At 40.1% G+C, this 22,391-nt stretch carries 17 protein-coding genes; 9 read left to right on the top strand and 8 right to left on the bottom strand.

Features of this window, described 5'->3' with window-relative positions:
• Nucleotides 1-30: 30 nt before the first annotated feature.
• On the bottom strand, nt 31-1,908 hold the full coding sequence (locus ACSHXM_RS12960; RefSeq protein WP_435689193.1) for a sulfatase-like hydrolase/transferase: 1,878 nt from the start codon (nt 1,906-1,908) through the stop codon (nt 31-33).
• Between the two features lie 152 nt (nt 1,909-2,060).
• The gene (gene argE / locus ACSHXM_RS12955) at nt 2,061-3,206 is read right to left on the bottom strand and encodes an acetylornithine deacetylase (protein WP_435689192.1); all 1,146 of its coding nucleotides are present in this window, start codon (nt 3,204-3,206) and stop codon (nt 2,061-2,063) included.
• Between the two features lie 349 nt (nt 3,207-3,555).
• Between argE and argC the strand changes: the two genes are divergently transcribed.
• The 9 genes from argC to ACSHXM_RS12910 all read left to right on the top strand — a co-directional run bounded on the left by argC (nt 3,556) and on the right by ACSHXM_RS12910 (nt 13,894).
• The gene (gene argC / locus ACSHXM_RS12950) at nt 3,556-4,614 is read left to right on the top strand and encodes an N-acetyl-gamma-glutamyl-phosphate reductase (protein WP_435689191.1); all 1,059 of its coding nucleotides are present in this window, start codon (nt 3,556-3,558) and stop codon (nt 4,612-4,614) included.
• Between the two features lies 1 nt (nt 4,615).
• The gene (argB, locus tag ACSHXM_RS12945; RefSeq protein WP_435689190.1) at nt 4,616-5,437 is read left to right on the top strand and encodes an acetylglutamate kinase; all 822 of its coding nucleotides are present in this window, start codon (nt 4,616-4,618) and stop codon (nt 5,435-5,437) included.
• 2 nt (nt 5,438-5,439) lie between these two features.
• Nucleotides 5,440-6,369 carry an ornithine carbamoyltransferase gene (locus ACSHXM_RS12940; RefSeq protein ID WP_435689189.1) on the top strand — a complete coding sequence of 310 codons (930 nt, stop codon included), beginning with the start codon at nt 5,440-5,442 and terminating at the stop codon, nt 6,367-6,369.
• Nucleotides 6,370-6,472: 103 nt separating this feature from the next.
• Nucleotides 6,473-7,720, top strand: a complete 1,248-nt coding sequence (locus ACSHXM_RS12935) for an argininosuccinate synthase (RefSeq protein ID WP_435689188.1) — start codon at nt 6,473-6,475, stop codon at nt 7,718-7,720.
• Nucleotides 7,720-9,096 carry an argininosuccinate lyase gene (gene argH / locus ACSHXM_RS12930; protein WP_435689187.1) on the top strand — a complete coding sequence of 459 codons (1,377 nt, stop codon included), beginning with the start codon at nt 7,720-7,722 and terminating at the stop codon, nt 9,094-9,096. Before ACSHXM_RS12935 ends, argH begins: the two co-directional genes overlap by 1 nt.
• Nucleotides 9,097-9,115: 19 nt before the next feature.
• A complete protein-coding gene (gene argA, locus ACSHXM_RS12925) occupies nt 9,116-10,426 on the top strand; it encodes an amino-acid N-acetyltransferase (RefSeq protein WP_435689186.1) in 1,311 nt (436 codons plus the stop codon).
• A gap of 29 nt (nt 10,427-10,455) precedes the next feature.
• On the top strand, nt 10,456-11,172 hold the full coding sequence (locus ACSHXM_RS12920) for a peptidylprolyl isomerase (protein WP_435689200.1): 717 nt from the start codon (nt 10,456-10,458) through the stop codon (nt 11,170-11,172).
• Between the two features lie 301 nt (nt 11,173-11,473).
• Nucleotides 11,474-13,357, top strand: a complete 1,884-nt coding sequence (locus tag ACSHXM_RS12915; protein ID WP_435689185.1) for a CRTAC1 family protein — start codon at nt 11,474-11,476, stop codon at nt 13,355-13,357.
• A 192-nt stretch (nt 13,358-13,549) separates the two neighbouring features.
• Nucleotides 13,550-13,894 carry a HopJ type III effector protein gene (locus ACSHXM_RS12910; RefSeq protein ID WP_435689184.1) on the top strand — a complete coding sequence of 115 codons (345 nt, stop codon included), beginning with the start codon at nt 13,550-13,552 and terminating at the stop codon, nt 13,892-13,894.
• On the opposite strand, the gene ACSHXM_RS12905 is transcribed toward ACSHXM_RS12910, so the two are convergent.
• The 6 genes from ACSHXM_RS12905 to pgl form a co-directional block, all read right to left on the bottom strand.
• Nucleotides 13,891-15,468, bottom strand: a complete 1,578-nt coding sequence (locus ACSHXM_RS12905; RefSeq protein WP_435689183.1) for a cytochrome-c peroxidase — start codon at nt 15,466-15,468, stop codon at nt 13,891-13,893. The genes ACSHXM_RS12910 and ACSHXM_RS12905 overlap by 4 nt on opposite strands.
• A gap of 10 nt (nt 15,469-15,478) precedes the next feature.
• Nucleotides 15,479-17,875, bottom strand: a complete 2,397-nt coding sequence (locus ACSHXM_RS12900; protein ID WP_435689182.1) for a right-handed parallel beta-helix repeat-containing protein — start codon at nt 17,873-17,875, stop codon at nt 15,479-15,481.
• Nucleotides 17,876-18,114: 239 nt separating this feature from the next.
• Nucleotides 18,115-18,756 carry a bifunctional 4-hydroxy-2-oxoglutarate aldolase/2-dehydro-3-deoxy-phosphogluconate aldolase gene (locus tag ACSHXM_RS12895; protein WP_435689181.1) on the bottom strand — a complete coding sequence of 214 codons (642 nt, stop codon included), beginning with the start codon at nt 18,754-18,756 and terminating at the stop codon, nt 18,115-18,117.
• 5 nt (nt 18,757-18,761) lie between these two features.
• Nucleotides 18,762-19,715, bottom strand: coding sequence for a glucokinase (locus tag ACSHXM_RS12890; RefSeq protein ID WP_435689180.1), 954 nt, complete (start codon nt 19,713-19,715; stop codon nt 18,762-18,764).
• A gap of 4 nt (nt 19,716-19,719) precedes the next feature.
• Nucleotides 19,720-21,540: a phosphogluconate dehydratase gene (gene edd / locus ACSHXM_RS12885; protein WP_435689179.1), complete on the bottom strand. Its 1,821-nt coding sequence runs from the start codon at nt 21,538-21,540 to the stop codon at nt 19,720-19,722.
• A gap of 19 nt (nt 21,541-21,559) precedes the next feature.
• Nucleotides 21,560-22,252 carry a 6-phosphogluconolactonase gene (gene pgl, locus ACSHXM_RS12880; RefSeq protein ID WP_435689178.1) on the bottom strand — a complete coding sequence of 231 codons (693 nt, stop codon included), beginning with the start codon at nt 22,250-22,252 and terminating at the stop codon, nt 21,560-21,562.
• Between the last annotated feature and the right edge of the window lie 139 nt (nt 22,253-22,391).

Here is a 22,391-nt window from a genome sequence, read left to right as displayed (position 1 = left end):
GCAATACACCCTAGTTTATTTTCGAGCCAATCAATAGTTAGGGCGCTGTAATAAAGATAAATCAGTATCTGGAATTAATTCAGCTGGAACATCTAACTTTTTATCGTCTGAACCCGCAGCAAAATTACTAATGTTATAACTATTTTTTGTCGACCAATCCATTTCCACTCTACCGTCACCCAGCACAATATTTCCCAACTTCTTACGGAACCACTCAGACAAAGCCAGGTATTCGTGGGTATAAGCTACGTTGTTGCGCTCAAGAGGGTCTTTTCGCAAGTCATATAAAGCCATATCTACTTTTAACGGATGAGCGGTTAATGCCCAAGTAATATTGTCATTTAGATAAGGAGACTCAGCGACCGTTCTTTTGTCTCGTGTACGCATAGAAAATGCAAAATCCTTGCCTCTCAAAAAGGCTCGATGCCCAGAAACCAAGTTCATTTCACCTAAAATATAATCTCGCTTAAAATTTGGATCATTGGTGACTTTGTCTAAATTTACGCCGTCTAAATAATCATATTGTTTTTGTTCGACATCGATTCCAGCAGCGGCCATCAAAGTAGGAGCAAAATCAACGTATTCAACTAAGCTGTCGACTACTTTGCCAGCGGGATATTTTTTCTTGTCTGAAGAAACAACAATGACCGCACCATTTAATGACTCTTTCCAAGATCCAAACTTAGCCATGACGCCTTGTTCCCCCAAATGCCACCCATGGTCTCCAACAGTGAATACAATTAAATATTCACGGCCTTGTTCCTTTGAGTACTTTTTGAAGGCGTCAACTGCTTCTCCAATTAATGAATCACCAAAGGCGGTAAAGGCATAATAATCACGGATTGCTTGTTGTTTATCTTCGGGCTTCATCCCATCAGTTTTAGACTCGTTGTAAATCTGCATTTGCTGAGGCACAAAGGTCGCTAATTCTTCACTATCAAATTTTGGTAATTTATAGGTTTTATTCTTGAACTGATCACGAAATTCTTTTGGAGGTAAAACCGGTGTGTGCGGTAAGTGGTAACCTAAGTTAATAAACACAGGTTTGTCACTATCAGCCCCTTTTAGTTTTTTGCCCCAAGAAGTGGTATAGGTTTTATCTGAGTTTTCTAAATAGTTAACAAATTCTTTGGTGATATAAGCATCAACAGTTTTGTCAGCAGGTTGCGGGTTAACGCCCCCTAAAATCAGTCCTTTATTGATTCGGGTGTACGCACGTAGAATATCAAACTCTTGTTCTACACTATCTTTTACTGCCTGCTCTTTTGCATTAAGTTGCCTGTCTGCTTTAGACAAAACATAGGTTTTCTTTGTACCGTCAGCATACATAACGGTTTCTGTAGAGTCTCGACGTAATAACACACCGTCTTTTAAGCCGTAGGCTCCGGTAGAATATAATCCCCCTAAACCATTTCTAAAGAAGTCACGATTAAACTCAATCTCTAGATCAAAAATAGTACTCTTAGTTTTATATTTTTCACTTATTCCGTGGTGAGTTTTTCCGATAATGGCAGTGCCATACCCAGCATCACGCATACTCACTGAAACAGCGGGGCTCATGAAATCAGCTTCTTGATGTACATGCTCCCAAGCATATTTGCCCACTCTAAAAGGGTAACGACCAGAGTGCATTGACGTTCTAGAAGTTCCACACGCTGGAGCTTGGTTATAAGCTTTAGTATATAAAACCCCTTCACTCGCCAATTTATCAATGTTAGGAGAAGACACATAACCTAAACCACTTTCGGATTTTCCAGTGGTTGCTTGATTATAAGCTTGAATTGAATCTGGTCGGTGATCATCAGTAATGATCCACAAAACATTTGGTTGTTGAGGTTGAGCAAAAGCACTCGAAGAAAACAATGCCGCACCCAAAATAGTGATAATTTTTTCTTTAGAAAGTTTCACTTTCGCACGCCTAATCTTATATATAAAAAATTTAGAGCACATTTTTAGCATATTTTTAGACGAGCAACAAAGAAGATTGTTAACTATTTACATTAAACTTACATTAGGTTTTGCGAATTATGCTAACCAAGGAATACACACCAGGTACTGCTTTAATAACATACATGTTTGATCATCTGCTGAATGACATTAATAGTAGGATTAACATAATCTAAAGACATAAACTCATCGGGTTGATGCGCTTGATTGATACTGCCAGGGCCTAACACTATAGTATCGCACCCCAGTTTGTTGATAAAGGGAGCTTCGGTTGCATAGTTAGCACTTGCATACTTCTTACCTGTTAACTTTTCAGCCAAATCTAATATTTTATGTTCATTTTTACATTCAAATGCTGGCACGGTTGGATACATTAAATCTAAGCTTAAACGGTTAGGGTATTTGGCATATACAGGGGCTAATGTTTCTTCAATTAAGGCTTGAGCTTCCACGTCAGACAAATCAGGTGTAGCGCGTAAATCAAAATTTAATTTGCAATGACTGCATATCCGGTTTTCGCCATCCCCTCCTTGAATGTGGCCTAAATTCATGGTGGCCTGAGGGACACTAAAGTCCCTGTCCTGATAATTGTTCCTTAACTGATTTTGTAGATCCATCAATTGCCCAATGGCTTGATACATGACTTCAATTGCATTCACGCCTTTATCAGGATCACTAGAATGTCCTGTCTTACCTTGTATGTTTAAACTCTGTGCCAAATGCCCTTTATGTTTAAAAATAGGCACTAATTCGGTTGGTTCACCAATTATTGCCATGTCCGGTTTAATTAATTCTTGGGTGGCAAAAAACCTTGCTCCTGCCATAGAGGTTTCTTCATCAGCAGTGGCCAATATGTATAAAGGCTTTTGTAGTTTATTAAGTGGAATCGTTTTAATCGCTTCTAGGATAAAAGCAAAAAACCCCTTCATGTCACAGCTGCCTAAGCCGAATAATTTATGGTCTTTTTCGGTTAAATCAAAAGGATCTGTTTGCCAACGACCTTGGTCGAATGGAACCGTGTCAGAGTGTCCAGTTAATAATAGACCTCCTTCGCCGCTGCCTATTTTTGCCAACATATTATATTTATTGCGAGTTCTTGGTACTTTTTGAATAGTTATTTCAAAACCACACTCTGAAAACAAACCCGATAACAGGTCAATTAAGGGCTTATTTGTCTGATCAAATTTATCTTCAGATGCACTGATAGACGGGATCTTAATGATAGATTTATAGAGATCTATAAAAGATAAATTTAGCATAACCCTCAACTTAAATATTTATTCACTTTAATTGCATAACTATACAACCCATGACATAATCCAGAAAAGTGTAATGTCCTTTTAGAACCATTAAACGACTCTACTAGTGTCAACACTTACCTAATTTAACTTATTTTGGCTATTTAACATATATGTACATATTGGTTTCGAGACTTTTTACAGTTTACATTTCCCTGCCTAGCTTCGCCAACAGCTTGTATCGACGATAAGTCGACGTTGCGCGTCTAGCCCACTCTTTGCCTAAAATGTTATATTTCGGCAAAGAGTGTTTTTTATTCCTTTTCCATATTGAGTACATAGCTTAAAAAAGCTTATAGAGAAATTTCTTATGATCAAAACCTGTATTATTGGAGCCAGTGGTTATGCTGGTGCTGACCTAGCTAATATCATTCAGAATCATCCTGAGTTTGAACTGGCGGCCTTGTTTGTATCTGCTAATAGTGCTGATGCAGGAAAGACCTTAGGCGATATTCACCCTAAATGGTTTAACCACATTAATTTACCCCTAACGCCAATTGATGAATCCAATTTAGCTTTGATGGCTGAAAACTATGATGTCATATTCTTAGCCACGCCTCATGAAGCAAGCCATCAATGGATGCCTGATTTAACAGGTGGCAAAGCTGTGATCATGGACTTATCAGGTGCGTTTCGTATTAAAGATAAAGATGTTTTTGAAGACTTTTATGGTTTTGCCCACACTGCAAGTGACTTATTAAGTCAAGCTGTATACGGTTTAGCAGACTGGCATCAAGAACAAATCAAAACCGCTGATTTAGTTGCAGTTCCTGGTTGTTATCCAACGGCATCGTTAACCGCACTAAAACCTTTGCAGTTGAATAATTTCTTAGATTCAAACCACTTACCTATTATTAATGCAGTATCAGGTGTATCTGGCGCCGGCAGAAAAGCGGCACTAGGAACGAGTTTTACTGAAGTGAGTTTGACTGCTTATGGCGTACTAGGGCATAGACACCAACCTGAAATTTCAGAGTACCTTGGCGCTCCGGTTATTTTTACACCACATTTAGGAAACTTTAAACGAGGCATATTAGCCACGATTACTGTGAAGCTACAAAAAGGCGTTACCTCAGAACAAATCTCTGAAGCTTATGAAAAAGCTTATGCTAATACGCCTATCGTTAGATTAAGAAACACTTGGCCAAAAATTGACGATGTAGCCAGCACGCCATTTTGTGATTTATTCTGGAAATTTGACCCAGAGCCAGGCTACTTAGTTGTGACCAGTGCTATTGATAATCTATTAAAAGGCGCGGCTTCACAAGCAGTTCAATGTGCTAACTTACGTTTTGGTTTTGAATCACACCTAGGCCTAGTCGCAACAGGAATAACGGCATCTGGTTTGGAAAAAGGCGCGGTGAATTAAGATGGAAAATAAACCAACCTTAGTGCTCCCTACTCTTGTCATAAAGGTCGGCGGCGCTTTTATGCAGTCAGACAGCCATGCGTTAGCTTTACTGAACACAATGAGCCAATTACAACAAGACTATCACTTAGTATTGGTCCATGGTGGCGGCGCCATGGTTGAAGAACTGATGCAAGCCTTACAATTAAAAAGTGAAAAGATTGACGGCTTACGTGTAACACCAGATGAACACATGCCCTATATCACAGGTGCATTAGCAGGAACTGCCAATAAACAACTATCGAGCCTAGCAATTAAGTCGGGGCTGACACCAGTCGGTTTAAGTCTTGCAGATGGGAAAATATGTAAGGCGAGTGTTATGCGCAAAGAGTTGGGAGCAGTGGGCACAGTAGAAGCCGGCGACCCAACTTTATTAAAACTATTAGCGCAAACCAATATGTTACCCATTATTAGCTCAATTGGTGCCAGTGAAACAGGTCAATTATTAAATGTAAATGCCGATCAAGCAGCAACTGTGATTGCCCAATTACTCGATGCTGAGTTATTATTACTGTCCGATGTGCCAGGCGTATTGGATGCAAATAAAACACTTATTAATGAGTTAACCCAAAAGCAAATTGAGCAATTGGTTGAACAAAATGTGATACGTGATGGCATGATCGTCAAAGTAGAAGCTGCATTAACTGCGGCCAATAGTCTTGGACGTAATGTCACCATTGCAAGCTGGAAAGATTCTGAAAAATTATTGGGACTACTCAACGACCAAGCAGTAGGCACAAAGATCTTTCCCACTTTAACCACACTGAATACAAACAAGGCTTAAACATGAAGCAAGATCTTCTGTCATTTAAAGATTGGACAGCTGAGCAATTAAAAGATTTATTGACCTTAGCTAAAACCATTAAAGCGAATCCTAGTGCTTATCGCACAGCATTGGACGGTTTGTCTGTGGTTGCTTTGTTTGAAAAACCTTCTTTACGTACCCGTGTTAGTTTTGACATAGGTATTAATAAACTAGGTGGGCACTTAGTCTATTTAGACAGCCAATCAAATAAATTAGTTGGCCGCGAAGATGTAAAAGACATGGGCGCTAACTTAGCCTGTTGGGCTGATGCAATCGTTGCTAGAGTTTTTGCACACAGCACATTGGAAGAATTAGCTGAGTCAGCTAAAGTACCTGTGATTAATGCTTTATGTGATATGTACCACCCATGCCAAGCGGTCGCTGATTATTTAACTATTAGTGAACATTACGATGATTTAAGTCAGGTTAAGGTGGCTTACATTGGTGATGGCAACAACGTCACACACTCATTAATGTTAGTCGGTGTTGCTTTAGGTTGTGAAGTTGTCGTGGTAACACCAAAAGGCCATGAAGTCGACCCTGAAATAGTTAAACTAAGCCAAGCTCGTGCACAAGAATTTGGTGGAAAATTAACTATCAGTAATGATGTGCAAGATGCCGTTGGCTCTCAAGTGTTATACACAGACACATGGTTGTCTATGGGCGATGATACGCCTTTAGCTGATATCAAGGACACCTTTGCAGGATTCGAAATTGACGAAGCGTTAATGGAAAAAACCGGCGCTGAATATGTATTACATTGTCAGCCAGCTCATAGAGATTTAGAAATTAGTGGCAGTTTGATAGACAGCGACGCATCGTTATTAATGCAACAAGCTGAAAATCGTATGCACGGACAGAATGCTATTTTGGTACAATTGCTAGCTAGCAATTTCAAACCAAAGAATTAACAAAAATGCCGCGGTTTCCGTGGCAAAATATACAGAACAAACAAGTAATAAAACGCCTATTAACATGGCGCTTTATTAAGAGACATTAGAGGTAGGAAACAACATGGCTATTCAGGCTCAAAAAACATTTAAAAAAGTAGTACTTGCATACTCTGGCGGACTAGACACGTCAGCAATCATCCCTTGGTTAATCGAAAACTATAACTGTGAAGTTGTTGCCTTTGCTGCTGATGTAGGTCAGGGCGACGAAGAGTTAATCGGTTTACGTGAAAAAGCTTTAGCAACGGGTGCTAGCGAATGTTACATCGTTGACTTAAAAGAAGAGTTTGTTTCTGACTATATTTATCCAACCATTACTACAGGTGCGGTATACGAAGGTGAATATTTATTGGGTACGTCTATGGCTCGCCCAATTATTGCTAAAGCCCAAGTAGAAATTGCCCGTAAAGTTGGCGCTGACGCTTTATGTCACGGTTGTACTGGTAAAGGTAATGACCAAGTGCGTTTTGAAGGCACGTTTGCAGCCCTTGCTCCTGACTTAGCCGTTATCGCTCCTTGGCGTGAGTGGGAAATGGTATCTCGTGAAGACTTATTAGATTACTTAGCTGAGCGCAACATTCCATGTTCAGCGTCCCTAACTAAAATTTACAGCCGTGACGCTAACGCTTGGCATATTTCTCATGAAGGTGGCGAGTTAGAAGATCCTTGGTGTGAGCCTACTAAAGGAATTTGGACCTTAACAGTTGATCCAGAAGATGCACCAAACGAAGCAGAGCGTGTTCAAGTTTCTTTTGAAGAAGGCAAATTAACCAAAGTAAATGGTGAAGAACTCACTCCTTACGGCGTATTGATGAAACTTAACGAAATTGCAGCTGCCCATGGTGTTGGCCGTATTGATATCGTTGAAAACCGTTTAGTTGGCATGAAGTCTCGTGGTTGTTACGAAACTCCAGGCGGCACTGTGATGATGAAAGCTTACAAAGCCCTAGAATGTTTAGTACTAGACAAGTCGTCACTTAAATACCGTGAACAACTAGGCCTAGAATACTCACACGTAATGTATGACGGTCGTTGGTTCACTGCTCTTAACGATGCTTTACTTGCTGGCGCAGCAAGCTTTGCACAAAAAGTGACGGGCGAAATCGTGGTTAAACTTTACAAAGGTCAAGCCACTGTTGTGCAGCGCAGCTCACCTAACAGTTTGTACTCTGAAGATTTTGCAACCTTTGGTGCTGATGACGTTTACGACCAAAGCCATGCAGAAGGTTTCATTCGTTTGTTCAGCTTATCAAGTCGTATCGACGCAATGAACAAACAAGGCATCGCATTTAAAAATACAGGAATAGAATAATGAGTTTATGGGGCGGACGATTTCAAGATGGCAGTAGTGCCATGTTCAGACGGGTAAACGATTCTTTACCCTTTGACCGTGCGTTGGCAAGCCAAGATATTCGAGGCTCCATAGCTTGGTCTAAAGCGATTTTTAAAGCAGGCGTGTTGACACAAGATGAACAACAGCAATTAGAAAGCGCACTAAAAGCACTTTTAGTAAAAGCTGAAGCTGGCGAACTAGACTTTGATGCCAGCGAAGAAGAAGATATTCATAGTTTTGTAGAAGCCACGCTAATTGAACAGTTAGGTGACATTGGCCGTAAATTACATACAGGCCGTAGCCGAAATGACCAAGTGGCCACAGACTTCCGTTTGTGGTGTCGCGATCACGTTGACTTATTGATCACTGACTTAGAAAACGTTAAAGCGTCATTAGTGAATAGTGGCAATACTAACAAAATGGTTATTTTACCGGGTTACACACACCTGCAACGTGCTCAACCTGTGCGTTACCCACATTGGTGTTTAGCTTATGTAGAAATGTTTAAACGTGACATTAGTCGCTTACAAGACTTAAAAGTCCGTTTAAATAAATGTCCACTGGGCAGTGGTGCACTAGCCGGTAATACTTACGCTATTGATCGCCAAGAAATTGCTGATGATTTAGGTTTTGATAGCCCATGTTTAAACAGCCTAGATGCAGTCTCTGACCGTGACTTTGTGTTGGAAATTTTATTCGCTGCTAGTACTAGCATGATGCACATGTCACGTATGGCTGAAGATTTAATTTTCTTCAACTCAGGAGAAGCTGGCTTTATTACTTTGGGCGACCAAGTGACGTCAGGTTCATCTTTAATGCCACAAAAGAAAAATCCAGATGCACTAGAACTTATTCGCGGTAAATGTGGTCGAGTATTTGGCAGCTTACAAGGCATGTTAGTCACCATGAAAGGTCTTCCTTTGGCATACAACAAAGATATGCAAGAAGACAAAGAAGGTGTTCTGGATGCGGTGACCAACTGGCACATTTGTTTATGCATTGCTGTTGAAGTCATCGACAGTATTCAATTAGATGCTGAGCGTTGTGCAAAAGCAGCACGTGAAGGTTACGCAAATGCCACGGAGTTAGCCGACTATTTAGTAGATAAAGGCATTCCTTTTAGGACTGCTCACGATATCTCAGGTCAAGTTGTACTGGCTGCTCTGGAGAAAAAAGTGGCGATTGAAGATCTTGAATTAGCTGAGTTGAAAAAATATTCAGACTTAATTGAAGACGATGTATACCAAATATTGCAGTTAGAGTATCTGGTTGATAAGCGCAACATAATTGGCGGAACAGGTATCGCACCGGTAAGTGCAGCACTTGACGCTGAATTAGCAACTATCAATAAATAACAACAGTTAAGGAAATACTGTGGTCGTTTCACATATCGACAGCGTAAAGATTATTCGCAACTCAGCGCCTTATATTAATGCGCATAGGGGAAAAACCTTTGTGTTAATGTTTGGTGGCGAAGCCATTGAAGAAGCTAACTTTGCAAATATTATTCACGATATAGCCCTGTTAGCTAGCTTAGGTGTGCGTTTGGTTTTAGTGCATGGAGCACGACCACAAATTGATCAACGAGTTGCCCTTAGAAACTTGTCTGCTCGTTTCCACCAAGATATTCGTATCACTGATAAACAAACCTTAGAATGTGTAAAAGACGCAGCCGGTTCGGTTCGCGCTCAAGTCGAAGCACTACTGACTATGGGTTTACCTAACTCTCCCATGCACGGTGCCCAAATTCGGGTTTGTTCTGGAAACTTAGTCGTTGCCATGCCCGCTGGTGTTCAACAAGGTGTCGATTTTGAAAACACAGGCATTGTGCGCCGAGTGGATGTAGATGGCATTAATGACCATCTAAACGATGGCTCAATTGTACTGTTATCGCCTATGGGTTACTCAGCCACAGGTGAGGTTTTCAACTTACCCTTTACAGAGGTAGCAACGAAAACAGCCATAGCACTAAAAGCAGACAAGCTCATAGCCTTCACTCATGAAGATGGCATTGTGAATGAAAAAGGCAGCTTACTCAGAAATTTAGAATTAAATGAGCTGTATGGCATGCTCCAAAGACCTTTTTATAAGGAACAAAAGCAACTATTACAGTCTGTGATATCAAGCTTAGAGTCAAACATAAGCCGTTGCCATTGTGTTAGTTATCGTCAAGATGGAGCTTTATTACAGGAGCTATTTACCCGTGATGGTGCAGGATCTTTGATATCACAAAGCTCATACGAACAGTTACGCGCGGCACAAATAGAAGACGTTGGCGGAGTATTAGAACTAATTAAACCTTTAGAAGATAAAGGTATATTAGTAAAACGCTCTAGAGAATACTTAGAAAACGAAATTGAACAATTCACACTCATTGAGCGTGACGGTATGACTATAGCTTGTGGTGCATTATATCCATATGTAGAAGATGGCATGGGTGAACTTGCTTGCGTGGCCACACATAACGATTATCGTGGTGGTGCTCGAGGAGAAAGGTTATTCCAAGCAATTAAGAAACAGGCAACCCAGCAAGGTTTAAAGTCTATTTTTGTTTTAACCACAGTGACTGCACATTGGTTTTTAGAGCAAGGGTTTGTCGAGGCTAGTTTAGATGACTTACCTTCAAAGAAAAAACAACTCTATAACTTCCAACGTAACTCTAAAGTATTTGTTTTACATTTGTAATCTAAAAATAGGTGACATAAACACAGGTGATGATTCATCACCTCTTTAGATTAACCATTAAAACCTACAACCAAGCGAAGTCAAAAATCATGCGTAAACACATTACTCTGAACGCTGTTATTGCAGTGTTACTGGCGACATTGATAACAAGTTGTGACTTATTTACTGACCAAGCAGTAAAACAAGTCAATCAATTTATACAAGAACAAAAAATAAAGAAGACCGAAGACAGCTGGAAAACATCCTTACCTCAACCTCCAGAATTAACCTTTAGCGAAGACAAACAATATCTATGGAAATTAACCACAAATAAAGGTGACATAACCATAGAGCTAATGCCAAAGGTTGCCCCTATGCATGTTTCTAGCACGCTATTTTTAACCAATTTAGGTTTCTACGATGACATTATTTTTCATCGTATCATCCCAGGCTTTATGGCCCAAGGTGGCGATCCTACTGGCACTGGTCGGGGTAATCCTGGATACAAATACGCTGGTGAATTTAGCGATGATGTGCGACATACCGAGGGCGGTTTGTTAAGTATGGCGAATTCAGGTCCAAATACTGATGGTAGTCAGTTCTTTTTGACGTTCACAGCAACACCTTGGTTAGATGGAAAACACACCATATTCGGTAAAGTCATTGAAGGATCAGATGTATTAACAGACATCGAACAATTTGGTTCTCCAAGAGGAAAAACCAAAGAAGAAATTAAAATAATAAAAGCGTCTATAAAAGTTAATTAGATTAGTCGTTAAAAACCCAATTTAAAGTGTTTCAGCATTATCAACCATTTCAGTAGATATGAGGTTACGCTTTACCCAAACACTTAGCTAAGACAAGTATTCCAACATATAAAGCGTTTGATTTCCCACTCAATGAGTGTCAATTCAATAAGCTTTTCTTCGACATAATTCACATCTATAAAACAACAGATGATTTAGAATTCAGGCGTTATTACGCAACATTAAAAGTATCTGGTGACTTACTGCATAAAATAAAACATACTACCTTTATATAGTTAATACATTAAAGAACGTTGAAAAAATGTCCATTAAAACAAATTTAACCGCTTGGCTTATGAGTATCGCATGCGCCTCAGTATTGGGGGGCTGTTCTAGTACAAAACATAGTGAAACTACTGCCGCCTCCCTTTTTAGTAAGACTCAAGGTGTTATCCCATTTGATAATAACCTTAGACGCAAGTGGGGGTCTGCAGTCATAGCCGACGTGGACCAAAACGGTTGGGAGGACGTTATCACCACCCAACATGGCGCGAACGCTTTAATTTACTGGAATGAGGGCGGTACTTTTTCAGAACCAGTGGTTTTGATTAAAGGAGACACTCATGGACTGGGCGTTTCTGATTTTAACGGTGACGGCAAGATCAATATAGTGGTGGCTCAAGGAGGCGGAAATGGAGGTAATCCTAGACGGCCAGCATACTTTTCAGTTAGTAAAAACAGGGTAATTGAAAAGCTTGGTACTTTTGATCACTTTTTACCTAGCAGAGGACGAGCGATTAAATTTTTTGACGCCAACAATGATGCAAAACTCGATCTTTTTGTGACTGGTTATGCCCCGAAGTTGGTAAAGTCACTGACAACCAATCAACTATACCTAAATAGTGAAAATGAATTTTCTTCCCCTACTACATTAACAATCCCCAAAGATGCTTTGTCTGTAAAAGCATTAACCACTGACATTAATAACGATGGGGTAACCGATGTAATTACTTTTGGTGGAAAAGATATGACACTATCCCTTGGTAACGGAGATGGCAGTTATCAAGACGCCACAGCCAAAGTCTTGGGCAAACTCGCAAAGGTAAGTTATGTAAACAATATCACCGAAATTGACTATGACAATGATGGTGATTTTGACTTGTTTTTAAATCGTAGTAAGTATCAATTTGAAGAAGAAGCCTACTACGATCCCATCAATAAAAACTTAGCATTTTTCGCTTTTAACAATAAGTTTATGTTCGATAACATCAGCATTGAGGGTGACAACCTGATTATCGAAAATATTCAGGAAACTTGGGCAACTTACAACATTCAGCTTGGTGAAAAGCGCACAGTCATCGAAACTGAAAAAAAAGAGCACTACACTGGTGGCACACTAACGATTAAACCAGAACAAGCCCAAGGTTGGCCCGAAGGAAAAAAACTTCAAGGCATGCACATTGGTTACTTAGGCGATGGTAAATGGCGGATAGGAGGTTACGTAAAATCACGACTCAGCGGAGTCATAACGAATGTTACATCTATACCAAAAGAAATAAAGCGGGAACTGTTGCCAGCTCGGTTATTAGAAAATCGTAATGGAATATTTGTAGATGTGACTGAAGCAATGAAAATTGCTATACCTGAGCAAACCACAAGCGCGGCGGCTGGTGATTTTAACAATGACGGATTTGTTGATTTAGCTATCTCTCCTTACGGAAACATGGCTCTCCCTGTGGAGCATTATGTGCTTATAAATAATAAAGGAAGAGGATTCAGTAAACATATTGACTCCGGGTTAACCTCGGAGAATATAGGCGCAACAGGTGTTGGTGTTACGACGTTTGACTACGATCACGATGGACGCTTAGATATCATCTTTGGTAACGAAAGAGGCCGCTGGTATTTCGCTGAGAATCAATTAAAAGGCAGCAACATTGGCAATCACTTAACCGTAGTTGTAGAGCCTTCTAAAAATTCTCATGCTCAGCCTGTTGGAGCGCGAGTAATACTTAAAGCCTGTGGCAAACAACAAACCAAAGTAGTGGGTTCGAGTGGTGATGGTTTTCACCATATGTTAAAGAACCGAATTCATTTTGGCTTAGGCAGTTGTCATAATGCTGAGAAAGTGCAGATAACCTGGCCAAATGGCGAACACCAAAGCTTCACAAACATTAAGGCTGGAAGAACTATTTCTACTCAATAACTCTGCAAAACATGCTAGGTATTTTTATAAATATACCTAGCATCTGTTACACTTACCAAGCGATAAAACATAATGACTTAGGTCGAAAAATACAATCACACTAAGTTAGAAAAAGCACAATCAAGGCCTTTACCCTTACTTTAGATTCAACTACCAATTGCCCAACGAATTAAAACTTACTCAGGAATATAAATGTCAGTTAAGCAGCTTATTGAACAAATCCGAACTGCCCCAGACTCAATAGAGTTTTCAAAAGTAATGGATGTCATTTCACAACATTATCAATATACGCCTTCGAGCTTTTCTAATGGCGATTTAACAAGTGATGCAGGCACCAATGAAGGCTCTTGCAAAATATTTTACTTTGCTCAATTAAATAAACTCACCCAAGCCGAAACCTTAAGTTTATTTGGTGCTTATTATCGTGAAGACGTGTTACAAAACCCAGAAGGTACAGATCACGGCAACATTCGTAACTTTATGGTATCAGGTTGGGATGGAATTAAGTTTGCTACCCAAGTTCTTGAATTAATTTAGTTACGTCTCTTAATCATGACTAAGATTATGCTGGCTAGTAAAATTATTATTAAAGCGAGCCAGCTAAAATTGTGAGCCACAGTGACATGTAAAGTTGTAGATGTGGATCTCTGTAGCTGAGCATTACGTGTAAATACTTGATACTGGTAACTTTGACCTGTTTCGGTATTAATATCCTGAAAAGGGGATTGTGTGGCCCAATAGTGACGACCGTCATTTCGCACAATTTCTAAGTCAAAACCAGTATGTTGCTGGGTAAAGTCTTCCCAAGAAATTTCTACCAAATTATCAGCATTAACCGAAACCTTTAAGTTTTTAACCCCAATTGGTTGTAAAAACTCTTTTATTTCACTGCGTAATTTTGGACGGTCGAAAGGAAATGATGCTTCTTTAACACGTTTATCGGTTAAAGAGTTTTTTAAGAATGCTACTAGTGCTTTACGTTGGTATTCAGTAAATTGAAAATTGTAATCATCACCATTAGGCATTTTGGTTGCCATATCTTCAAATGGTACGTCAGCATAAGCATCAATCACTTGTTCCAGAGTAGTAAACTGGCCAGTATGCATGTAGGTTATTTTTAGTCCTGTATTTCGCAAACTTGGGACTTTCATCGCCCCTAAATCGATTTGTTGTAAACTAATTTGTTTACGCCCAGCATCAGTATTGCCGCCTTGAATACCTATATTGTAAAACTTGTTATCAGTAAAAAGCGGAGGTTTGTGACATTGTTCACAGCCGCTTTGTTGGAAAAACTCCCACCCCAAGTTTTCAAGATAAGGTAATTTATGTTGGCCTGAATTTGCTATATCCCATGGAGTTTTATCAGCGACTAAACTTCTCTCATAAGTGGCAATTGCAAAAGCAATGCGTTTAAGACTAATTTGATTATCACCAAAAGCCTTTGCAAAGAGTTCTGTATAGCTAGGTTCATTGGCTAAGGCTAAATCTATATCTTTTGGTAAATTACTCGCTAAAGCTAATGGTTTTGCTTGGCTTAATTTAGCTATGACTTCTTTAGAAGTCTGGCCCTTTTTGGCCATTTCTGTAGAGCTCATTAGAGGACCAAGTGCCTGATTTTCCAATGCGCCACCAGAAAAAATAGCTATTTGATTAGATCTTGGATCAATGAATTCAGGCCCTGCTCTGCCATCCCAAAAATTATGCTCTGCCCATAAACCTGAGAAAAAGGATTGTGCAGACCGGTTGGTTACTTGAGGGTTGTGTTTAAACACAGTATGTTTGACTGGCTCACCGAGTTTATTCCTTGCGACTACCCCCAAACTTCCCAAAATATCATCTGGGGTGTTCAACTTTTTATCAAACCCAGGCTCTAATCCTATTCGTTTATCCGCACCATTTGCACTGGGAAGATGGCACGAACCACAAGCAATGGAGTTATCAGTAGAGAGCTGTTCATCCCAAAATAATATTTTACCGAGTATACGTTTGGCTTCGGAGGGTGGATTTTCCGCAGGATAAGGAACAGCAGGTAAAGGTTCAATGGCAATTAATAAACGTGGAATTAACAAAGCGATAATTCCAGCGCTTAGTATGATTTTTGAACCTTTCATTAATGCTCGACTAGATTGATTTTCTTCTATAGTAAATCAACCCTGACACAAGTCCTAACAACAGCCATAAACTTCCTCCCCCTGAACCACTGTCAGAACTAGGAGGTGTCACTGGCGGTGTAACAACTGGTGGTGGAGTTGGTGCTGGTGTTTTGTCGGTAATTGTTATTGTGTGTGTATCTTGGTCGCCAGCAATAGCGTTAATCGGTAAGCCCAAGGTTAATATGATAGTTTCACTTTCACTGGTCACCGTATCGGTTTTAACATCAATTAACACTTCTCCTTCAGTACCGCTGTTGATAATAATCTCACCATTTACGGCGTCATGATCTGCATCAGTAGCAGTGCCAGACACAGTGTAAGGAATAGTTACAGGATAGGTTTGAGCGAGTTCGCTTAAGGTCACAGTTACGGTTGCTGTCTCACCTTCATCCACAGTTTGATCTTGATTAAAATCAACACTAGGTTCGCTATCACTTGGTTGTTGACAATCTTCGCCAGGCAAACCATAACAACCTAAACCTGTAGGACCTAGCTTTCTCTCCCAGGTAATTCCTGCAACCCAATCAGCATTGTCTCCGCCGACTTCGTAAGCCCCTGCATCAGGACTACCGTCTGTCACATCAGTAGTAATATCATCAATTACTCGGCCAGCGTTTACAGGGTCGGTGCCTGCTCTCAACCTAAAGTCTGCGTTTTCAGCGTCAACAAAAGGTCCAGCAGTTGGACTAACTTCGATATTATTTTGTTTGTCGGATTGAGGCTCCCAATCTGAATTATCAGCAATATTATTCCAAACATTTACATTAGAAAAAGCTGTGCCTTCTAAATGCCAAGCCCCCATTACACCACTGGAATTAAGCATAGTATTGTTATAAATATCTAAGTCTTTGCCGTTCCAATTGATTTGAATGCTACTCCATTCAGTATTCCAGATAACATTGTGATGAACAGTGAATCCTTCAGCGTCATTGTCAAGGTATATGCCAGCGGCCTTTTTCTTGTCACCACTTGAATAGGCATCATGCAACCAGTTATGATGAATTTCAGTATTACTAGGGCCGCCCACTGTATAAAATAATCCACAGTCATCTGCGATTAAATTACTACGAGAAATATCGTTGTAAGCATATTCAGCGTTATCGTTAAAACCTTGAATAGCATCACGACCACCGCGAGAAATAGTATTATTAAGTACTTTGGTATTGTTACCACCTCGGGCATTAATGATAGCGTCATAATTGCCTAGGTAATTAAAATCGTGAATATACGAATCTAAAATTTGAGTATTTTCACCAGAGTCATAAATTCCAGTACCCGACCCAAAACCAATCTCACTTTTTTCAATAATATTATCTCTAGTATTAAATTGATTCCAATCACTGCGAATATTGACACTCTGGTTACCGGAAGCAAATCCAGACACAACACCTAAGGTGTAATTTCCATATAAACTAGTCACACCATAAATATGGTTATGCGATGCCCCACCTGTTATTTCAATAGAGCCGCCGAACACCGCTAGGTTTTTAATATGAATATAGCTTCGTGCAGCTAAATCTATAGTTTTTGTGCGTTTACGCATACTCACTTGGTTTTCAGAAGGCATAACCCCTTCAGGTAACTGCACATACAACTTGTTAGTATCTGGGTCAAAGAACCATTCATTTTGGTAATCCAATGCTTCTTTTATTCCTTGTAAAAAGAAATCTCCTTTATCAGCAGGCGCATGAAAAGTCCTAATCCAAGCTGGACTTTTATCTAATTCAAAGGTCACTCTAGTATCTGTATTGCTGGTGATAAAGGCACGCCATGTTGTCCAACCTGAACCTGGTTTATCTCCATAAAAATAGATAGAGCCGCCTTTAGACCAATCTCCTTCAGGAATTCCGTCTGCATAGTCTAAAAATGCGTCGTTAGCGATTTCGCTAGCGCTACCACCTGTATTTCTTAAGGAGTTCTGTGTGAATGGGTCGCCATCTGTATTATCAGGCCAACGAGCCAAATCCATAGCAATATCGTTTTGCATTACAAAGTTTTGTTGGCCTAAATCCCAATCAACATCCACTACATATATATTGCCTGCGTCTAACTCCCAACCGTTTAACGCCTGCATTGCACTAATGATGACTTTTTCATTTTCATATGACTGAAAAGTTATCGGACTACCTTCAACCCCAGAATTAACTGGTGATAACACCTCTTCATACACGCCTTCACGTATATAAACAGTATCTCCAGCTATAGCCTGCTCCGCTGCTTTATCTAAAGTTTGGTAAGGGTTGGCCAAACTACCATCCCCACTGTTATCACCAGCTTTAGAAACATAGATATCACGGGCATGTGCCGCATTTAACAGGCTAAAAATTGTTATACAACCAAGTACTAACTTTATATGAAATTTCACGATCAACTTTCTTTCCGGATAATATTTTCACAGAAGAATAACATAGTTTAAATATAAATTAACAATGTTGTATTTAATTTATATCAATTATTTTGAGTAAGTGCGAAACGAAACAAATTAATGTGACAAGTAAACTTAAAAATAAGTCATACCAATTTGTATTGATAAGTAATCTGGGCGTAATAAAAAAGCCGCTAAATAGCGGCTTTGACTTGAATACTTTTAAAGCTTAGTGAGGCTTATTTAACGCCAGCAACTGCTTCTTTGGCTAATTGAGTAATCTTATCCCAATCTCCATTTACCATTGCGTCTTCTGGTGCTAACCATGAACCACCTGCACATTTAACGTTTGGCAATGCTAAATAGTCATTATAGTTACTTGGACTAATGCCACCTGTTGGGCAGAAAGTAATTTCAGGGCATGGACCACCGATCGCTTTTAATGCTTTAACACCACCTGAAGCTTCAGCCGGGAAAAATTTAAGGTGTGTATAACCTAGATCTTTTGCGGTCATCAATTCTGATATAGAAGATACACCAGGTATTAGAGCGATACTTCCGTCATTACCTGCTTTTAATAAGTCAGTGGTTAAACCTGGACTAATTGCAAACTTAGCACCAGCATCAATTACCTGCTGCAACTGCTCTCTATTTGTAACCGTACCGGCACCAATTATGGCTTCTGGTACTTCATCAGCAATCTTCTTGATTACTTCTAATGCTGCATCTGTTCTTAGAGTTACTTCTAATACTTTAATACCACCTGCAATTAACGCTTTAGCTAAAGGAACAGCATGAGCAACATCTTTAATAACCAATACAGGAACTACAGGGCCTGCACTAAATACTTCTTCCGACGTCATTTTCCAATTCTTTGACATTGAGTTTACCCTTTACAATTTTGATTTAAATAAGCCATGGCACCGATTAAGCCATGGTCGGGCTCTGTGATAATATAAGTTGGGATATCTGCTACATAGTCTTTAAAACGACCTTTTGCTTCAAACCTGGCTCTAAAATCACTTTCGCTAATAAAGTCGGTGAAACGGGGGGCAATGCCACCACCAATATACACGCCACCACGTGTCCCTAAATTAAGGGCTAGGTTTCCAGCAAAGCTACCCAAAACTCTACTGAACTGGGCTAAAGTAGCTACGCACAAGTCACAACTACTATTTAGCGCCGATTCTGTAATATCAGCCGCTTCATCCAAAGGCGCAGTAACACCTTTATATTCAGCAATAGCTTGATATATATGTACAATTCCTCGACCTGACATTACCTCTTCTGCAGAAGCGTGGCCGAATTTATTGGTTAAAAATTTTAAGATTGCCACGTCAATATCATCAACAGCAGCAAAATCCACGTGGCCGCCTTCGCCATCTAACGCCAACCAACCGTTGGTTGAAGGGGTTAAGTGTTTAACCCCTAGACCTGTTCCTGGACCAAAAACAGCAATATTCTCACCATCAACGGCTTTGCCTGGACCGATCTGAACTTTCTGATTATTATCAAGCACTGTAACAGCATAAGCTACTGCGGTGAAATCGTTTATTACGCCTAACCACGTCAGCTCTAAGTCAGCTTGAAGCTCAACAATAGAAAACTTCCAACTATTATTGGTCATAGTGATAGCATCACTTGTCACCGGACATGCAACCCCTAAACAACCAGCAGTAAATTTCACTTCTGGAAATTCAGCAAAATAGACTTTAATTACTTCCGCTATTGTTTGGTAATCAGCACATAAATACTTTTTGATATGACACAATTGACCATTGTCAATTTGAGCCAAACGTATATTTGTACCGCCTACATCTGCGACAAATTGAGCTGACATATAGTTAATCCTGACCAAAAAATAGTGAACACGCGCCTTCTTCGGCACCTGTAAGTGTTGTACGTAAGCCAGCAAACATTTCGCGGCCCATTCCGATTTGATGTGACGTCACATCAACTACCTTAGCTTCACGCTGGGCTAAATCATCTTCACTGACTAGAACATCCATAACGCCCGTCTTAGTATTTAACTCAACTAAATCACCCGTTTGGATTTTAGCTAAAACACCGCCTTTGTTTGCTTCAGGCGTAAGATGTATTGCTGCCGGTACCTTACCCGACGCTCCTGACATTCGACCATCTGTGACTAAAGCCACTTTAAAACCACGATCTTGTAATACAGCCAAAGGAGGCGTCAAGCTATGTAACTCAGGCATACCTACTGCAGAAGGCCCTTGGAAACGTACAACAACAATACAATCTTTGTCTAATTCGCCTGCTTTAAACGCTGCATGCAATTCAAACTGATCTTCAAATACCACTGCCGGTGCTTTGATTTGGCAATGAGGCGTCTTTAATGCTGATGTTTTCATTACCGCTCGACCTAAGTTACCAGCAAGAACAGATAATCCACCATCTTCTTTAAACGGCGCTTTAACACTTGCTACGACGTCTTTATCAAATGATTCAGTTGGACCATCTCGCCAAACTAACTCGCCATTTTCTAATACTGGTTCTTTAGTGTATTGATCTAACCCTTGGCCACAAATGGTCAATACATCGTTATGTAATAAACCACCATCAAGTAATTCTTTGAACAACAAAGCCATACCGCCAGCTGCAGTAAAGTGATTAATATCAGCCGAACCATTAGGGTAGATACGTGTTAATAAAGGTACCGCACTTGAAATATCGGCAAAATCATCCCAGTTAATAATATAACCAGCAGCTTTAGCTACAGCAACCAAATGCATAGTGTGATTGGTAGAACCACCTGTGGCCAACAAAGCAACCAAACCATTAACAATAGATTTAGCGTCAACAATATGTCCGATTGGACGATAATCAGTACCTAAATCGGTGATACGTGTAATTTGTTTGCCCGCTGCATCCGTTAATGCGTCGCGTAACGGCGTACCAGGGTTAACAAATGACGAACCAGGCAGGTGAAGCCCCATGGTTTCTACCACCAACTGATTACTATTAGCTGTACCATAAAAAGTACAAGTTCCGGCAGAGTGGTATGACTTAGACTCTGCATCTAATAGTTCAGCACGACCTACTTTACCTTCTGCGTATAATTGACGTACACGAGCTTTTTCTTTGTTTGGGATCCCTGATGGCATTGGGCCCGCAGGAACAAAAATAGTAGGTAAATGACCAAAACTTAATGCCCCCATTAATAAACCAGGCACAATCTTGTCGCAAATACCCAACATTAAAGACCCATCAAACATATTATGAGACAAACCAACTGCCGCAGACATGGCAATCACGTCACGACTCATCAAACTTAAATCCATACCAGGTGTACCTTGGGTTACACCGTCACACATGGCTGGTACACCACCTGCGTATTGAGCAATACTGCCCACATCATTGATAATTTTTTTAAGTTTGGCTGGATACTCATCATAGGGCTGATGCGCAGACAACATATCATTGTATGAAGAGACTATGGCTATATTTGCCTTAGTCAGGCTAGTTAAATCAGCTTTTTCTTCACCACTACACGCAGCAAACCCATGAGCTAAATTACCACACGATAACACACCTCGATGTGGCCCTTGTTTACGTGCAGCTTCTATTTTATTTAAATAAGCTTTACGTGTGTGCTGGCTGCGCTCAATAATTCGCTGAGTAACGTCTTGTATTTGAGTATTCAAAGTTTTTCCTACATGTTATTTAAGGCGCCCACATTAATTTAACTTCAGCATGTTTAATCACAGCTCGAATTGGCATAGCCATCTCATCTTCATCTGATAATACAGTTTCTAATACCTGCTTTTTATTTTCACCAGTAAGATGTAGATAGATCTGCTTGCTATTCAATAATGCAGGCAAGGTTAATGACATTCTTTGATTAGGAGCGGTTGTAGGTTGTACCGCGATATAAGCGTTACCCGATTCTAATTCTAAGCCTGCCGAAATTTGTTCTGAACATGGAAATAAAGACGCCGTATGTCCGTCTTCACCCATGCCCAAAATAACCACGTCAAAAGGACTGTGCATATTCTGCAAGTTTGCAGTACATTCTTGCACAGCATCTTCTGCGTTGGCGTGTTGTGTTTTTAATGGAAAAAAGTTGGCATTAGCTGCGTTATTTACCAATAACTTGGCTCTTAACATCTTTTCGTTAGACGCATCATTTGAATTATCTACCCAGCGTTCATCCGCTAGGCTAATATCCACTTTATCCCATTCTAGATTAGCTTTAGACAGAGCTTCAAAAAGATCTGCCGGAGTGCGGCCGCCTGAAACGACTAAGCTTGCACGACCATTTTCTTCAATTCCTGTTCTCAATAATCTTGCGATGTTATTTGCAAACGATCTATTTAGCTGTTTTGTTGTAGCGAACAATGATTTCATTAATGCCATTATTTTTTTCCTGTGCGACTTTCATACCAAGCTCTGTCTTCACGTGCTAACAACGCAATTGAAGATACGGGTCCCCATGTACCGGCTTGATACGGCTCAGGTTCTTCATTACTTTGATCCCATGCAGCTAGGATCCCAT

The sequence above is a fragment of the Paraglaciecola sp. genome (assembly GCF_051252315.1).
Lineage (GTDB): Bacteria > Pseudomonadota > Gammaproteobacteria > Enterobacterales > Alteromonadaceae > Paraglaciecola.
The sequence above is the reverse complement of the archived record's forward strand: the minus strand, read 5'-3'. Positions and strand labels throughout refer to the sequence as shown.

Excerpts from the sequence above, each read along its gene's own strand:
- argB (WP_435689190.1), top strand. The coding sequence starts at position 4,616 with ATGGAAAATAAACCAACCTTAGTGCTCCCTACTCTTGTCATAAAGGTC.
- argC (WP_435689191.1), top strand. The coding sequence starts at position 3,556 with ATGATCAAAACCTGTATTATTGGAGCCAGTGGTTATGCTGGTGCTGAC.
- ACSHXM_RS12895 (WP_435689181.1), bottom strand. The coding sequence starts at position 18,756 with ATGTCAAAGAATTGGAAAATGACGTCGGAAGAAGTATTTAGTGCAGGC.
- ACSHXM_RS12905 (WP_435689183.1), bottom strand. The coding sequence starts at position 15,468 with ATGAAAGGTTCAAAAATCATACTAAGCGCTGGAATTATCGCTTTGTTA.
- ACSHXM_RS12890 (WP_435689180.1), bottom strand. The coding sequence starts at position 19,715 with ATGTCAGCTCAATTTGTCGCAGATGTAGGCGGTACAAATATACGTTTG.
- ACSHXM_RS12935 (WP_435689188.1), top strand. The coding sequence starts at position 6,473 with ATGGCTATTCAGGCTCAAAAAACATTTAAAAAAGTAGTACTTGCATAC.
- argH (WP_435689187.1), top strand. The coding sequence starts at position 7,720 with ATGAGTTTATGGGGCGGACGATTTCAAGATGGCAGTAGTGCCATGTTC.
- argE (WP_435689192.1), bottom strand. The coding sequence starts at position 3,206 with ATGCTAAATTTATCTTTTATAGATCTCTATAAATCTATCATTAAGATC.
- ACSHXM_RS12920 (WP_435689200.1), top strand. The coding sequence starts at position 10,456 with ATGATTCATCACCTCTTTAGATTAACCATTAAAACCTACAACCAAGCG.
- ACSHXM_RS12915 (WP_435689185.1), top strand. The coding sequence starts at position 11,474 with ATGTCCATTAAAACAAATTTAACCGCTTGGCTTATGAGTATCGCATGC.
- pgl (WP_435689178.1), bottom strand. The coding sequence starts at position 22,252 with ATGGCATTAATGAAATCATTGTTCGCTACAACAAAACAGCTAAATAGA.
- ACSHXM_RS12940 (WP_435689189.1), top strand. The coding sequence starts at position 5,440 with ATGAAGCAAGATCTTCTGTCATTTAAAGATTGGACAGCTGAGCAATTA.
- ACSHXM_RS12910 (WP_435689184.1), top strand. The coding sequence starts at position 13,550 with ATGTCAGTTAAGCAGCTTATTGAACAAATCCGAACTGCCCCAGACTCA.